This is a genomic window from Actinomyces faecalis, assembly GCF_013184985.2.
Taxonomy (GTDB): Bacteria; Actinomycetota; Actinomycetes; order Actinomycetales; family Actinomycetaceae; genus Actinomyces; species Actinomyces faecalis.
The window spans coordinates 310,480-324,808 of the sequence record NZ_CP063418.1; the positions used below are offsets into that span (position 1 = coordinate 310,480).

Annotated in this window: 12 protein-coding genes; 6 read left to right on the forward strand and 6 right to left on the reverse strand. The window is 68.7% G+C overall.

The genetic code is table 11. From position 1 onward, the window contains the following. Window positions 1-40: 40 nt before the first annotated feature. Window positions 41-637 (forward strand): aminoacyl-tRNA hydrolase, encoded by a 597-nt coding sequence (gene pth, locus HRL51_RS01195; RefSeq protein WP_172192093.1) that lies wholly within the window; start codon window positions 41-43, stop codon window positions 635-637. A 132-nt stretch (window positions 638-769) separates the two neighbouring features. Here the strand turns inward: pth and HRL51_RS01200 are convergent, their stop codons facing one another. The 4 genes from HRL51_RS01200 to HRL51_RS01215 all read right to left on the reverse strand — a co-directional run bounded on the left by HRL51_RS01200 (window position 770) and on the right by HRL51_RS01215 (window position 4,941). After that, complete coding sequence (locus HRL51_RS01200; protein ID WP_280528712.1) at window positions 770-1,486, reverse strand: response regulator; 717 nt, start codon at window positions 1,484-1,486, stop codon at window positions 770-772. After that, entirely contained in the window at window positions 1,483-3,009 is a 1,527-nt protein-coding gene (locus HRL51_RS01205) for a sensor histidine kinase (RefSeq protein WP_172192097.1), read from the reverse strand. Before HRL51_RS01205 ends, HRL51_RS01200 begins: the two co-directional genes overlap by 4 nt. Window positions 3,010-3,123: 114 nt before the next feature. Further along, complete coding sequence (locus tag HRL51_RS01210; RefSeq protein ID WP_172192099.1) at window positions 3,124-3,963, reverse strand: ABC transporter permease; 840 nt, start codon at window positions 3,961-3,963, stop codon at window positions 3,124-3,126. A gap of 36 nt (window positions 3,964-3,999) precedes the next feature. After that, the gene (locus HRL51_RS01215) at window positions 4,000-4,941 is read right to left on the reverse strand and encodes an ABC transporter ATP-binding protein (protein WP_172192101.1); all 942 of its coding nucleotides are present in this window, start codon (window positions 4,939-4,941) and stop codon (window positions 4,000-4,002) included. A gap of 324 nt (window positions 4,942-5,265) precedes the next feature. Here HRL51_RS01215 and HRL51_RS01220 point away from each other — a divergent pair, with 324 nt between their 5' ends. The 5 genes from HRL51_RS01220 (at window position 5,266) to HRL51_RS01240 (ending at window position 11,171) form a co-directional block, all read left to right on the forward strand. Beyond that, window positions 5,266-6,210 carry a Bax inhibitor-1/YccA family protein gene (locus HRL51_RS01220; RefSeq protein ID WP_172192103.1) on the forward strand — a complete coding sequence of 315 codons (945 nt, stop codon included), beginning with the start codon at window positions 5,266-5,268 and terminating at the stop codon, window positions 6,208-6,210. Between the two features lie 29 nt (window positions 6,211-6,239). Continuing rightward, window positions 6,240-6,647, forward strand: a complete 408-nt coding sequence (locus HRL51_RS01225) for an FKBP-type peptidyl-prolyl cis-trans isomerase (protein ID WP_172119914.1) — start codon at window positions 6,240-6,242, stop codon at window positions 6,645-6,647. Window positions 6,648-6,855: 208 nt separating this feature from the next. Next, on the forward strand, window positions 6,856-8,742 hold the full coding sequence (gene ilvD, locus HRL51_RS01230; RefSeq protein ID WP_172192105.1) for a dihydroxy-acid dehydratase: 1,887 nt from the start codon (window positions 6,856-6,858) through the stop codon (window positions 8,740-8,742). A 148-nt stretch (window positions 8,743-8,890) separates the two neighbouring features. After that, the gene (ilvA, locus tag HRL51_RS01235; protein ID WP_172119912.1) at window positions 8,891-10,456 is read left to right on the forward strand and encodes a threonine ammonia-lyase, biosynthetic; all 1,566 of its coding nucleotides are present in this window, start codon (window positions 8,891-8,893) and stop codon (window positions 10,454-10,456) included. A 157-nt stretch (window positions 10,457-10,613) separates the two neighbouring features. Then, window positions 10,614-11,171, forward strand: a complete 558-nt coding sequence (locus tag HRL51_RS01240) for an NADPH-dependent FMN reductase (RefSeq protein ID WP_172119911.1) — start codon at window positions 10,614-10,616, stop codon at window positions 11,169-11,171. A 242-nt stretch (window positions 11,172-11,413) separates the two neighbouring features. Here the strand turns inward: HRL51_RS01240 and HRL51_RS01245 are convergent, their stop codons facing one another. Both HRL51_RS01245 and msrA read right to left on the reverse strand, forming a co-directional pair. After that, a complete protein-coding gene (locus HRL51_RS01245; protein WP_172192107.1) occupies window positions 11,414-13,348 on the reverse strand; it encodes an ABC-ATPase domain-containing protein in 1,935 nt (644 codons plus the stop codon). 190 nt (window positions 13,349-13,538) lie between these two features. Beyond that, complete coding sequence (gene msrA / locus HRL51_RS01250; protein ID WP_172119957.1) at window positions 13,539-14,246, reverse strand: peptide-methionine (S)-S-oxide reductase MsrA; 708 nt, start codon at window positions 14,244-14,246, stop codon at window positions 13,539-13,541. Between the last annotated feature and the right edge of the window lie 83 nt (window positions 14,247-14,329).

The window sequence follows — 14,329 nt, forward strand, 5'->3', positions numbered from 1 at the left end:
GGGGCGAGGACTCCTGAGGTGCGAGCACGAAGGAGCTCCTATGAGCAGCCCCTGGCTCATCGTCGGGCTGGGGAACCCCGAGTCCCGGTACGCCCGCAACCGCCACAACGTCGGCCACATGGTGATCGACGTCCTGGCTGGGCGTGCCGGGTCTCGGCTCTCCAGGCACAAGGCTCGTGCGCAGGTGGCCGAGGTACGTATGGGCGTCATGCCCGGTGGCGCCCCGGGGCCGCGCGCCATCCTGGCTGAGCCCGCCACCTTCATGAACCTGTCGGGCGGCCCGACGGCGGCGCTGGCGAAGTTCTACGGCATCGAGCCGACGACGAACCTGCTCGTCATCCACGACGAGCTCGACCTCCCGGCCCACACGCTGCGCCTCAAGCGCGGCGGTGGCGAGGGCGGGCACAACGGGCTGCGCTCCATCAGCCAGGCGGTTGGCAGCCGGGACTACGCGCGCCTGCGCGTGGGGATCGGTCGGCCGCCGGGGCGTCAGGACCCGGCGGACTTCGTCCTGTCCGACTTCCCGGCCCGTGAGCGCGCCGAGCTGGACGTCACCCTGCAGCTGGCTGCGGACGCCGTCGAGGCCGTGGTGACTGAGGGCTTCGAGGCAGTCCAGCGGCAGCTGAACTCGCGGTAGCGGCTGAGAGTGGCGCGGCGGGAGGACAAGAGGATCTGTGCCCCTCACGCACCCCTGTCATGGCACGCAAAGCTCTAGGGAACCAGTAAGCCGTTCTGCCCTTGTCCTCCCGCCGCGCCAGGTGAGGCGGCCTTAGACAGACATAAGACCAGTCTCATAGGCGACCACCACAGCCTGGACCCGGTCGCGCACGTCCAGCTTGGCCAGGACGTTGCCCACGTGAGTCTTGACGGTCGTGGCCGAGACGACGAGCTTGTCCGCGATCTCTGAGTTGGACATGCCCTGCGCGATGAGCACCAGGATCTCGCGCTCACGCGGGGTCAGCGAGGCGATCCGCAGGTCCTCGGCAGCGTCCTGGGAGCCGTCCTGCGGCAGGTGGGAGGCGAACATCTCCAGCATGCGGCGCGTCACGCGCGGAGAGACCACGGCCTCGCCACTGGCCACGGTGCGGATCGCCTCAGCCAGCTCAGCAGGCCTGGTGTCCTTGAGCAGGAATCCGCTGGCCCCGGCGCGCAGCCCTGCGAAGGCGTACTCGTCCAGGTCGAAGGTGGTCAGGATGAGGATCTTGGTGCCCGGGCACTGCTGGGTGATGGCCTGCGTGGCCTCGATCCCGTTCATCCCCGGCATACGCACGTCCATGAGGATGACGTCAGGGTGCAGTGCGCGTGCCTGGGCCAGGGCGGAGGAGCCGTCGGAGGCCTCACCGACGACCTCGATGCCCTCCTCGGCGTCCAGGACCATCCGGAAGCCCATACGCATCAGGGCCTGGTCGTCAGCCAGGACGACGGTGACCGGGTGCGAGGCGGTGGCCTCGTCCGCTGGCTCCTGGGCCGGCTCGTTCTCGTTCAGAGCGGCAGCTGCCACGGTGAAGTCCCTTCGTCGTCCTCGTCCCAGCGCAGCACGGCACGAACCTGCCAGCCGGTGGGTGTTGGTCCAGCGTCAACGGTCCCACCATAGACGGAGGCGCGCTCGCGCATACCGATCAGCCCCTTGCCCGAGCCGTGCATCGGCGTGGCGCCGGGGGCGGCCTCGTTGGTGACGGTGAGGACCACCGTTCCCGTGTGGCGCTGCACGGTGACCTGGACGTCCTTGGTGGTGGGGGCGTAGCGCAGGATGTTCGTCATCGACTCCTGGGCGATGCGGAAGAGCGTGAGCTGCAGGCCCTTGTCCTCGGGCAGGGCGGCACCGGTCCAGGTGTAGGACACCGGGACCCCGGCGGCCTGGAAGCGCTCGACCAGGGTCTCCAGGTCGCCGGTCTCCGGCGCCGGGGCCAGCGGGATCTCGCCGGTCGAGCGGTCGGCCGTGGCGTTGGTGGCGTGACGGCGCAGGTCGGCGATCGGCTCGCTCGGCTCACTGGGTGCCACGGTGCCGGGTGGGGCGAACTCGGGCACCGGCAGCTCTCGCACGACAGGCAGTGACCCGGTTGACGGCGGCTGGACAGACACAGGCTCCTCGCCGCGTCCGTGTCTTCCGCGGGGCTGGCGCGTCGTGGCGTCGTCCGTGTGGTCCTCGGCGCAGGCGCTGGCCTGCGGCGCGGAGGAGGCGCCGGGGTCGTCGCGCAGGACACCGACCAGACGGCGGGTGTCAGCCAGGGCCGAGCGCCCGGTGTCGCCCAGGACCGTAAGCGCCTGCTTGGCCATCTCAGGGTTGCGGTCCACGGCGGCGGCTGCGCCGTCGGCCATCGTGATCATGACGGCGAGGGAGTGGGCGACGATGTCGTGCATCTCGCGGGCGATACGGCTGCGCTCGTTGGCGGCGGCCAGCATCATCGTCTGCTCGCGGGCCAGGGACAGGCGGGCTGAGCGCTTGCGGACCTGGATGAGCTGGGCGTGCTGAATTCGCAGGATGATGCCGACCAGGGTTCCAATGACGTTGATGAGAGCCAGCGGCAGCAGGCTGGAGCTGACTGCGGCACAGGCCAGCGTCGAGACCACGCAGGCCGCCCAGGCCCAGCCCATGCGGTAACGGATGGCTAACGTCGCCAGGCTCAGCGGGGTCCCGAGCACGACGACGGCGGTCAGCGCCTGGCTGGCCAAGGAGACGTCGGTGCCCTGGAGGTGGAAGACTACTCTGCTGGCGGCAAGGTGCGCAGGCGGGGCGAAGGTCACCACGGCCCAGGTCAGCACTGGCAGCCGGCGGCGCAGCGCCAGCCCCAGACTGCACACCGCCCAGACCATGTAGGTCACGGCGAGCCACGTGCTGTGGGTGGCGGTCAGCTCCCGATGAGCGGTCAGCATCCCCATGGGCAGGCCCAGAGCGAGGATGACGAGCGCGAGCAGCGCGTCCGCGAGCGCGGCGTGGTACTCCTGCCAGAGCATCAGGCGCGTGGCGGCGGGGGAGACGGTCATCGGTACGTCCTGGCTGGGCGGCATGAGGCCATTGTGGCCCCGATGGGGTCCGGCGGCGGGCGGTGCCTGGTGGCGCCGCCCGCCGCAGCTGATGGTGCTGGCAGAGCCAGCCAGTGGTGGCTCAAGCCGGTCCTGGTCTCAGGCGTCGCGCTTGGCGAAGGTGAACCAGCCGGCTAGCAGCGGGAACACGAACCAGGCCACGGTGACGATGATGGAGCCGGTGTGGTTGATCGGGGCGTCGGGCATCTCACCCGTCGTCAGGGCCAGAGGGTCGACCACGTGGGTGATGGTCTGGGCCAGGGTGAAGTAGCTGAGGGTCTCAGCCCACTTCCAGAAAGGCCCGGCGATCCCCAGCGGGATGTTGATGACAAACAAGACGACCGTGACAACGGTGATGGCGCCGGCGGTTGAGCGCAGCAGGAACCCCAGCCCTAGGGACATCAGACCGATGCCTGCGAAGGCCAGGCCGGTGCCCCACACATAGGACAGGAAGTCCGTGCTGACCAGGCTCACGCGCATCGTGGACTCAATGAAGGGGGCGGAGATGATCCACGCCAGCAGGATCGATGCGGCCCCCAGCAGGAAGGACCACACCGCCACGACCAGGGCCTTGGCCCAGAAAGCGCGGCTTCGGCGCGGGACCGCAGCCAGGGTGGAACGGACCTGACCTGAGGAGTACTCCCCGGTCACGACCAGCGCGCCGAGGACCGCCACGACGATCTGCCCAAAAGTGGTGCCCACAATGATGTAGTACCAAGAGTTAGTGCTGCCCTCGTCGGCGCCGTAGGCGGTGACCGTGGCACCGATGCCAGCGGTGATGAGGATCGAGATGAAGGCCGTCACCCAGGTGGAACGCAGGGTGCGCAGCTTGACCCACTCGGCGTGCACCGCACGCCAGAAGGTCTGCTTGCCGGTGATATGGGGGGTGCGGGACACCATGCGGTGGGAGGTCGGAGCGGCAGTAGCAGGGCTCGTCATTGTCTCTTCTCCAAAATTCTCTAGGTCCGGGCCCGCTCAGGCCTGCTGGGAGGGGGTGGGCATGCTGCCGTGTGCGCCTGAGCCGGTGGTGTACTCGACCTCTCCGGCGGTCAGCTCCAGGTAGGCCTCCTCCAGTGAGGCGTGCTCGGTGTGCAGCTCGTGCAGCACCAGCCCGTGGGAGGCGGCGACCTCACCCACGTGGGTGGCGGGCGCCGTCGTCGTCAACGAGTGCTCGTCGCTCATACGGGCGTCCAGGCCCTCTCGCGTGAGGAGCTCGGCGAGCGTGCGGGCCGAGGGGCTGATGACTTTCACCGTGTCCGAGGTGGCCGAGGCGATGACGTCCGCTACGGGACCCTGGGTGAGGATCTTGCCGCGGCCGATGACGATGAGGTGGTCTGCGGTCAGAGCCATCTCGCTCATGAGGTGGGAGGAGATGAAGACCGTCCGACCGTCGGCGGCGAGGTTGCGGCAGGTCTCTCGTACCCACTTCACGCCCTCGGGGTCCAGGCCGTTGACCGGCTCGTCGAAGATGAGGACCTGGGGGTCGCCCAGCATCGCGGCGGCGATGCCCAGGCGCTGGCCCATGCCCAGGCTGAAGCCCTTGACCCGTTTCCTGGCTACGGATGTCAGTCCTGTGAGCTCGAGGACCTCGTCCACGCGTGTGGTGGGGATGCCGTTGGACACGGCGAGCTGGGTCAGGTGCGCACGGGCTGAGCGTGAGCCGTGCAGGCCCTTGGCGTCCAGCAGGGCGCCGACCTCGCACAGGGGTGCGGCAAGGTCACGGTAAGAGCGGCCGTTGACCGTGACAGTGCCGGAGGTGGGCTTGTCCAGGCCCATGATCATGCGCATGGTGGTGGACTTGCCAGCGCCGTTGGGGCCGAGGAAGCCCGTGACGGTTCCGGGCTCCACGGTGAAGGAGATGTTGTTGACGGCGGTCTTGTGCCCGTACCGCTTGGTCAGGCCGGTGGCTTCGATCATGGTGGTCCGATCGTCTCTCGGGGTTGGCAGGTACTGGCGAGGACTGCGACGGGCGGGGCGGCCGCTACGGCCGCAGGCCCAGTGTCCTCGGAACGGCTCCAGCCTAGGAACGTTGCTGCGTCCGGCCATCGACCGGGGTGACGAACCCTGGCGGGAGAGACCCCGCTCACCAGGTGGAGGCCTGCTCCTCCTTCAGGAGGAGCGCCGTCGGTATCAGCACCCTTTCAGGAATCTTCGGGAGGATGAGGACGTTGACACACGTGCAGCGGGTGTTCCCTGCTGCCCCGACGACGTCCGTGCCCGTACGTGAGAGGACACGCCCAGATGAGCAACCCCTACTTCGACCGGAGTCCCGCCTTCAAGGAAGGCGGCACCGCCGTCGTCGAGCGCACTCCGAACGGTTACCCGGCCATGCCCGGCTACCAGCCCGGCAGCGCAGGCTCGACGACGGCTGCTGGCCGGTACGGTGCCGGCACCGACCAGCAGGCTCCTGGCTACGGGCAGGTGAGTCCTGAGCAGGTCAGCGGCCTGGAGCAGCAGTACGCGGCGCCGTCGGCCACCAACGTGGACCGTGGCCGTATGACCTACGACGACGTCATCGTGCGCACCGGCGCCATGTTCGCCGTCATCCTCGCCCTTGGCGCGGTCTCATGGAACCTGGCCACCAGCCCGGCGACCTCCGCGGCTGGCATGATGGCGATGGTGGCTGGTGCGCTGGGTGCGCTCGTGCTGGGGCTGGTCAACAGCTTCAAGCGTGAGCCCAGCCCCGTCCTCATCCTGGCCTATGCCGCCTGCGAGGGCGTCATGCTCGGCGCCTTCTCCGGCGTCATGGAGCTCGCCTACCCCGGCATCGTGCTGCAGGCGGTCCTTGGCACGCTTGCTGTCTTCGCCGTCATGCTGGCGGCGTACAAGGTCGGCGGCTTCAGGGTCAGCGGCAAGGCAGCGCGGATCCTCGTGCTGGCCATGGGTGGCTACCTCGTCTTCAGCCTGGTCAACTTCCTGCTCATGGTGACCGGTACGGTCACTGACCCCTGGGGTCTGCGAGGGATGACGGTGGCTGGCATCCCCCTGGGGCTGATCGTCGGCGCGCTCGCGGTGGTGATGGCTGCCTTCAGCCTGGCCATGGACTTTGAGTCCATCCAGCGCGGGGTCGAGCGGGGCCTGCCCACGCGCTACGCCTGGGCCGGGGCCTTCGGACTCACGGTGACCCTCGTGTGGCTGTACGTGGAGATCCTGCGGATCCTGGTGATCTTGCGCGGGGATGACTGACGGGGCCCGCGGTCCCGTAGGCTGAGACCATGATCAACACGCACATGCCCGCCGTCGACGGCGCCAAGGGCACCAAGCCGGTTCTTACCTTCCCCTCCGACGAGGCTCCTGAGGGCCTGCAGATCCAGGTCCTCGACGCCGGAGACGGTCAGGTCGTTGAGGCTGGCGACCACATCGTCTGCCACTACCTGGGCCAGAGCTGGAACGGCGACGTCTTTGACAGCTCCTACGACCGCGGCGCACCGCTGGACTTCCAGATCGGGGTCGGCATGGTCATCCGCGGCTGGGACGACGGCCTGGTCGGTCAGCGCGTGGGCTCTCGCGTCCTGCTGTCCATCCCCTCCGAGCTCGGCTACGGCGAGCGCGGTGTGCCGCAGGCCGGCATCAAGGGTGGGGACACCCTCGTCTTCGTCACGGAGATCCTCGGGGTCATGTGATCCGCTGGCCTCGCAGGCGACCTTCTGCGTGTACTCGGTCCTGAGCGCATGCGTCGGGCACGGGCGAGAACAGGAGACCCCGAAGGCAGCGGGTGGGGTGGCGCAGTGGGAGGGCCGCCACGGTCCGGGTGGTGACCCCGGCTCATCCCGTCCGTTGGAATCGCACTACGCTGAGGCCAGCGTTCAGTACACCTTGTCAGGAGCACTCATGCCTCGCTATCGCAGCGCCACCTCCACCTCCGGACGGAACATGGCTGGCGCCCGCGCCCTGTGGCGCGCCACCGGCGTCAAGGACTCGGACTTTGGCAAGCCGATCATCGCCATCGCCAACTCCTTCACCGAGTTCGTTCCTGGCCACGTCGGCCTGCGGGACGTCGGCAAGGTGGTGGCTGAGCAGGTTGAGGCCGCCGGTGGTATCGCCAAGGAATTCAACACCATTGCCGTCGACGACGGTATCGCCATGGGCCACGACGGCATGCTCTACTCCCTGCCCAGCCGCGACCTCATCGCGGACTCGGTGGAGTACATGGTCCAGGCCCACTGCGCTGACGCCCTGGTGTGCATCTCCAACTGCGACAAGATCACCCCCGGCATGCTCATGGCTAGCCTGCGCCTCAACATCCCCACGATCTTCGTCTCTGGCGGCCCGATGGAGTCGGGCAAGATGACCGCCGCAGATGGCACCACGCGCAAGCTGGACCTTATTGACGCCATGATGGACGCCGCCGATCCCACGGTCGATGACCAGACCATCTCTGCCATCGAGCGTCTGGCCTGCCCCACCTGCGGCTCGTGCTCGGGCATGTTCACCGCGAACTCGATGAACTGCCTCACCGAGGCCCTGGGGCTGGCGCTGCCCATGAATGGCACCCTGCTGGCCACGCACGCTGACCGTGGCGAGCTCTTCGCACGTGTGGGCCGCCAGATCGTAGAGATCACCAAGGCCTACTACGACGGCGAGGACACCTCTGTCCTCCCACGCTCGATCGCGACCAAGGCGGCCTTCGAGAACGCCATGAGCCTGGACATCGCCATGGGTGGCTCCACCAACACGGTGCTGCACCTGCTGGCCGCCGCCCAGGAGGCCGAGGTCGACTTCACCATGGCAGACATTGACCGCCTGTCACGTCACGTCCCGCACCTGTGCAAGGTGGCGCCGTCGACGAACCTCTACCACATCGAGGACGTCCATCGCGCCGGCGGCATCATGGGCATCCTCGGGGAGCTCGACCGTGGCGGCCTGCTGGACACCGCGACCTTCAACGTCCTGGGCTCCACACTCGCTGACGCGCTGGCCGCCTACGACATCGCCCGCCCCGGTGCTGACGGCGTGCCCGGCTCTCAGGTCAGCGAGGAGGTCCGCACCCGCTACCTGGCGGCTCCGGCTGGCGTGCGCACGACCCAGATGTTCTCCCAGTCCTCACGCTGGGAGTCCCTGGACACTGACCGCGCGAACGGCTGCATCCGCGACATCGAGCACGCCTACTCCGCCGACGGCGGCCTGGCGGTCCTGTTCGGCAACATCGCTGAGAAGGGCTGCATCGTCAAGACAGCGGGAGTGGACGCCTCGATCCTCACCTTCGCTGGTCCTGCGGTGGTCTTCGAGTCCCAGGAGGACGCCGTCGAGGGGATCCTGGGGGGCAAGGTCAAGAGCGGGGACATCGTGGTCATCAACCACGAGGGCCCGCGCGGAGGCCCGGGCATGCAGGAGATGCTCTACCCGACCACCTACATCAAGTCCATGCACCTGGGTAAGGAGTGCGCGCTGCTGACCGACGGTCGCTTCTCCGGAGGTACCTCAGGCCTGTCTATCGGCCACGTCTCCCCGGAGGCTGCTGCTGGCGGCCTGATCGGCCTGGTGCGCGACGGCGACCGCATCGAGATCGACATCCCCGCTCGCCGCATCGAGCTCATGGTCGACGAGGCCGAGATCACCCGGCGTCGCCAGGCCGAGGAGGCTCGTGGAGAGGCTGCCTGGTCCCCGCACGCCCCACGCTCGCGTGCAGTCTCCACGGCGTTGCGCGCCTACGCCATGCTGGCCACGAGCGCTGACCTGGGCGCGGTGCGTGACAGGTCCAGGCTGCCGCGCTACTGACACCGCGAGGTGGGACCGGTAACGGCGGAGCCCGCCGCCGTGCCTGCGCTCACCCCGGCAGACCGACGCGGTCTGGACCCAAGCACGCTGTACGCCGTCGTGCAAGACGCGCGGGCGCCGTCGTCGCCGGCGGATCTAAGGTGAGGGCGTGAACGAACTGGCAAGCAACGGCACGCTCTGGGACTCGGCCCGCTACCTGCGCGAGGTGCTGCGGGCGCCCGTCTACGAGGCGGCTGAGCACACGCCGCTGCAGGTCATGGCGGGGCTGAGCGCGAGACTGGGTAACACGGTCGAGGCCAAGCGCGAGGACCTTCAGGCCGTCCACTCCTTCAAGATCCGTGGCGCCTACAACGCGATGCGCTCACTCAGCGAGGCCGAGCGCTCTCGCGGCGTCGTGACCGCCTCAGCCGGTAACCACGCGCAGGGGGTGGCGCGCTCGGCGGCTCTGCTCGGCGTGAGCGCCACGATCGTCATGCCGGTGGTGACCCCGCGGATCAAGGTCGACGCCGTGCGTGCTCTCGGTGGCCAGGTGCTGCTGTTCGGGGACAACTTCGACGCTGCCCAGGCTGAGGCCCGGAGGCTGTCCGAGTCGGAGGGCCGCACCTTCATCCCTCCCTTCGACGACCCCCGCGTCATCGCGGGACAGGGCACGATCGGGCTGGAGATGATCCAGCAGGATGCCGAGCTGGACCGGGTCTTCGTCCCTGTGGGCGGAGGCGGACTGGTCTCGGGCGTGGCCGTGCTCGTCAAGCAGCTCATGCCCGAAGTCAAGGTCATCGGTGTTGAGCACGAGGAGTCGGCCTGCCTGAGTGCCGCCTTGGAGGCCGGCGAGCCGGTGACCCTGGACCGGGTGGGCCTGTTCGCGGAGGGCGTCGCCGTGCGTCGCGTGGGCGAGGAGACCTTCCGGATGTGCGCGGCCCTGCTCGACGACGTCGTCACTGTCTCCTCCGACGAGGTGTCCGCGGCCGTGCGCGACCTGTTCGAGGACCTGCGCGCCGTGCCCGAGCCGAGTGGCGCCGTCGCCCTGGCGGGCCTGAAGAAGTACGTGGCTGTCCATGGGATCCGTGGTGAGAGGCTGGCCTGCGTGCTCTCGGGAGCCAACCTCAACTTCCACCAGCTGCGCTACATCTGTGAGCGCAGTGAGATCGGTGAGCAGCGCGAGGCGATCCTCGGTGTCCACATCCCGGAGGCACAGGGAGAGTTCCTTCGATTCGCCTCGGTGCTGGGTGGGCGCGCGGTCACCGAGTTCAATTACCGGGTCTCCGCGTCGGCTGCGCCGGGCGAGCCTGCGCGCATCTTCGTCGGTGTGAGGCTCACGCGTGGCCGCGAGGAGCGTGCCGAGATCGTGGCCGACGTGGAGAGGGCGGGCTACGACGTCGTCGACCTGACCGATGACGAGCTGGCGAAGGTGCACGTGCGCTCCATGATTGGGGGCCGGGCTCCGGCGGGGCTGAGTGAGCGGCTGTTCTCCTTTGAGTTCCCGGAGGCTCCGGGTGCGCTCGTGAGATTCCTTGAGGTGCTGGGCACGCGGTGGAACGTCACCCTCTTCCACTACCGTACCGACGGCGCTGACTACGGGCGGATCCTGTGTGCCTTCGAGCTCGGGCAGGGGGCGGGTGAGCTGGAGGATCTCGTCGCGCATATGGACCAGCTCGGCTACGCCTACCGCGATGAGACCGAGGATCCCTCGGCGCGCTTCTTTCTGGCGCGGTAGGTGCCTGGGCTGGGTGCTGAGGCTCTGCCTGCGTCGGCCGGGCTGAGGCGCGTGGGCCTGCGCGGCCCATTGGGGAAGTTGATCACTTGCGCTGAGATTCATTGACGCCTAAAGTAGTTCACGAATCAACTAATTCTTTGTTCTCAAGGAGTGCTTCATGGCCAAGATCGCCGTCGTCATCGGTTCTGTCCGTCCCAACCGCATTGGTGCTCAGGTGGCCGAGTGGGTTACCCAGAAGGCCTCCACCGTTGAGGGCGTGGAGGCGCAGGTCATTGACCTACGTGAGCTTGATCTGCCGATGTTTGCCGAGGAGCTGCCCACTGCCATGGCGGCCCCCAAGGAGCCCAAGGCCCAGCCCTGGCTACAGGCGGTCAACGAGGCCGACGGCGTCATCATCGTCACCCCCGAGTACAACCACTCCCTCCCGGGTGCGCTAAAGAATGCCATCGACTTCCTCACCCCGGCCTCGCTGGCCCACAAGGGGGTTGGCATCGTCTCCTACGGCTTCACTGGTGGCGTGCGTGCTGCTGAGCAGCTGCGCCTCATCCTGGCTAACTTTGAGGCAGCTACGGTCAATGCCCAGGTTGTTCTGTCCATCCCGACTGACTTTGAGAACATGAGTGTGTTCAAGCCTGCCGCCTACCATGACGGTGAGGTTGAGAAGCAGGTGGGTGAGGTTGTGACCCGCAGCCAGGCGCTGGCTAGCCTGCGCTGAGCCCCGGCCGGGGCATCCGGCCACGGTGATGCGGCCCCAGATGGACCACGTATGCCCCGACAGACCGCAAAAAGCCCGATCGACCGCGTATGCCTTGGCTGACCACCATATTCGCGCGAATATGGTGGTCAGCCAAGGCATACGCGGTCCGTCAGGGTGTTGGTGGTCGGCGGGGGCGTTGGTGGTCGGTGCCGGGCAGGCCAGGTGCCGGGCAGGCCAGGTGGAGGCCAGGCTGGGACGGGTCAGACCAGCTCCAGGGACCGGTAGCGGTTGACGGCAGCAGCAACGTCCACCATGCGTGGCCGGGCGAAGAAGGCTGGCCGGTGCCCAGGAGCAGCGATGGCGTCAAGACCCTCGTCATCCAGCAGCGCCTCCAGATCCTCCAGGCACTGGGCCAGGCAGGAACTGCCGTCAAAGCGTTGCTCCAGCAGGGCGCGCAGGGCGAAGGCGATCGCCTCCGCCTGGCCTGGGTCGATGATGCCAGCGACGTCGGAGACGTCGATGTCCTCGCGGTCGAGCGTCAGGACGTCGGTGCCGCGCGAGCGCGTGCGCACCGGCCCACGGCGTGAGCGCTCAGGAGCCGGCAGCGGAACCCGGGCAGCAGGCTCGGCGAAGTCTGCCAGCGCCGTCGTCTCACGCGGCTGGGAGGCGACGACGCGGGCGGCGGCCTCGGTGGCGTCGCGCAGCTGGTAGGAGTCCAGCAGCAGGACTCGGTCGGCGACGTCGAGGTAGTCACCGCTGCCGCCCATGACCAGGACCGTGGAGACGCCTCGCTGCTCGGCCAGGGCGCTGACGCGATCGACCAGCGGGGTGATGGGCTCGCGCTCGTCGGCCACGAGGGCCCGCATGCGGCGATCACGGATGAGCAGGTTTGTCGCCGAGGTGTCCTCGTCCAGCAGCAGGGCGCTGGCGCCAGCCTCAACCGCCTCAATGAGTGAGGCTGCCTGGGAGGTCGAGCCCGAGGCGTTCTTCGTGGTGAAGCTGGAGGTGTCACGCTCCCCAGGCAAGTGGGAGATAAAGGGCGTGAGGTCCACGCCGGTGACGGCCCGCCCGTCCGCGGCCCGGACCTTGACGGCGTCGGGCACGGTAGCCACGAGCTCGCGGCCGTCGCCGGGCACGTGCGGGTAGACGCCCCGCTCGATCGCTGACAGCAGGGTCGACTTTCCGTGGTAGCCCCCGCCCACGACGAGCGTGACGCCGGCGCCGACCGCGGTACCTCGCACCGTGCCCGCGTGCGGGAGCGTCACTGTCACGGCCAAGGAGTCAGGGGCGGTCAAAGGCAGGCCGCCGGAACGCATGGGTTCATCACTAACTCCGGAGCGGCGGGGGAGCAGCGAGCCGTCGGCCAGGAAGGACACCCAGCCGTTGGTCATGACCGCCTCGGTCAGGGCCCGGTGGTCCTCCAGGGCAGCCACGTGAGCCAGCAGCCGCTCGGCTCGCTGCCCGGTGAGGTCCAGCGCAGCGTCTACCTCACGGGTCAGGTCTCGGCCAAAGATACGGGAGGCCTCGTGGCCCTGGATGGAGCGGCCGCGAGCCGGCAGCGCGACCCGTGCACGGATCTCGATGGTCCATGCGCTGGCCCCGGCGGCCTGCTGCGTCGCATCGTCCTGGGTGCTCCGGCTCGGACGGTTCTCGTCGTCCTGGCTCATCGCCAGGATGACGCTGGTGCGCTGGAGGATCTCCTGGCCGGGCGCGGCGATGGACAGGCTGGTGCCCTTGAAGCCGGCGTGGAGCTCACGAGTGAGGAAGTCGGCCAGGGCCAGCCGGCGGTCAGCGGTGGCCAGGAGGTCGTGCGCGGTCAGCAGGGCGAGGCTCGGCAGGTCGGCAGGTGCCAGGACGCGGATCTGGGTCGGTGGCGCGTAGGGGTCAGGCTGGACCCGGTCGACGTACAGGGTCCACCCCTCCGGCACGGTGTAGCGACCGACGATCGCCTTGTACGCGGCGTAGGACCGGTTGTCCAGGGCGTGGAGGTGTCCGACCAGGTCTGCCAGCACGCCGTCGCGCGGCTCGTCGTCATAACGACGGCGTGACTCCCCGGAGCGGGAGCCGCGGCGGTCACGGCCCTCGCCGCGCAGGTTGTCGCGGCTGCTGCGGCGCCCGCCAGGACCACCTCGGTACCCGCGATCACCCCGACCGCGATGCCCGCTTCCTCCAGAGGTAGGTCCGTACTCACTCATAGCACGATCCTGGCACAACGGCGCGCGTGGGTGCCTCACGCCAGGTCGTGCCGGGCCGTTGTGTCCGCGTGGCAGCACAACCGCGAGACATGACTGACGCCCTCAGCCAGAGCCTGTCTGAGCGCGCTGGGCGGAGCCTGGAGGAGGTGGCCCCGGTCGTCCTGCCGTGCCGGTGGAGCCCGGGCCTGGCTCAGGCCTCCAGGGCGTCGGGTGCGAGGATGTCCGTCTGAGCCGGCATGCTGGCGATACCGACCGGGCAGGTCACGCCGTTGGGGCCGTGGTTGCAGTAGCCGTCCGGGTTCTTCTCCAGGTAGCCCTGGTGGTACTCCTCAGCCAGGTAGAAGGGACCGCCGAAGTCGCGATAGAGCGAGACGGCGTCGTCGATCGTGGTGACGCACTGCCCCATCCCGAGCCGGGTGAGCTCGCCCTGGAAGAGGTCGCGGATCTCGTGGGCGGCTGCGGCCTGCTGTGGGGTCGTGGTCCATACCGCGGAGCGGTACTGGGTACCGATGTCGTTGCCGTGGCGGTTGAGACGGGTGGAGTCGTGGTTCTCCCAGAAGGTGCGCAGCAGCACCTGCGCGCCCTCGCCGACGACGGCCGGGTCGTAGGCGACGCGCACCGTCTCGGCGTGGCCGGTCTCGCCCGTGCAGACCTCGCGGTAGGTCGCGTTCGGGGTGGTGCCGCCCATGTAGCCCACCGCTGTGGCGAGGACGCCGGGCTGGCGCCACAGGAAGCGCTCCACGCCCCAGAAGCATCCGCCTGCCAGGTAGATGACCTCTGTGCCCTCCGGCCACGGGCCGGACAGGGGCGTGCCGAGGACGACGTGCTCGCCGGGCTCGGGGAGCAGCGTCTCCTCGCGGCCAGGGATCAGGGTGTTGCGTGCGGGCTGGCTCGTCATGAGAGCCACGCTACCGGTCGGGCGCATGGCTGGGAGTGTGAGGAAGACCAGGATCCGACGACGGCGGAGCCGGGTGGTGCGAG

Coding starts and splice junctions, on each gene's coding strand:
- pth (WP_172192093.1), top strand. CDS start 41: ATGAGCAGCCCCTGGCTCATCGTCGGGCTGGGGAACCCCGAGTCCCGG.
- HRL51_RS01205 (WP_172192097.1), bottom strand. CDS start 3,009: ATGCCGCCCAGCCAGGACGTACCGATGACCGTCTCCCCCGCCGCCACG.
- HRL51_RS01210 (WP_172192099.1), bottom strand. CDS start 3,963: ATGACGAGCCCTGCTACTGCCGCTCCGACCTCCCACCGCATGGTGTCC.
- HRL51_RS01215 (WP_172192101.1), bottom strand. CDS start 4,941: ATGATCGAAGCCACCGGCCTGACCAAGCGGTACGGGCACAAGACCGCC.
- HRL51_RS01220 (WP_172192103.1), top strand. CDS start 5,266: ATGAGCAACCCCTACTTCGACCGGAGTCCCGCCTTCAAGGAAGGCGGC.
- HRL51_RS01225 (WP_172119914.1), top strand. CDS start 6,240: ATGATCAACACGCACATGCCCGCCGTCGACGGCGCCAAGGGCACCAAG.
- ilvD (WP_172192105.1), top strand. CDS start 6,856: ATGCCTCGCTATCGCAGCGCCACCTCCACCTCCGGACGGAACATGGCT.
- HRL51_RS01240 (WP_172119911.1), top strand. CDS start 10,614: ATGGCCAAGATCGCCGTCGTCATCGGTTCTGTCCGTCCCAACCGCATT.
- HRL51_RS01245 (WP_172192107.1), bottom strand. CDS start 13,348: ATGAGTGAGTACGGACCTACCTCTGGAGGAAGCGGGCATCGCGGTCGG.
- msrA (WP_172119957.1), bottom strand. CDS start 14,246: ATGACGAGCCAGCCCGCACGCAACACCCTGATCCCTGGCCGCGAGGAG.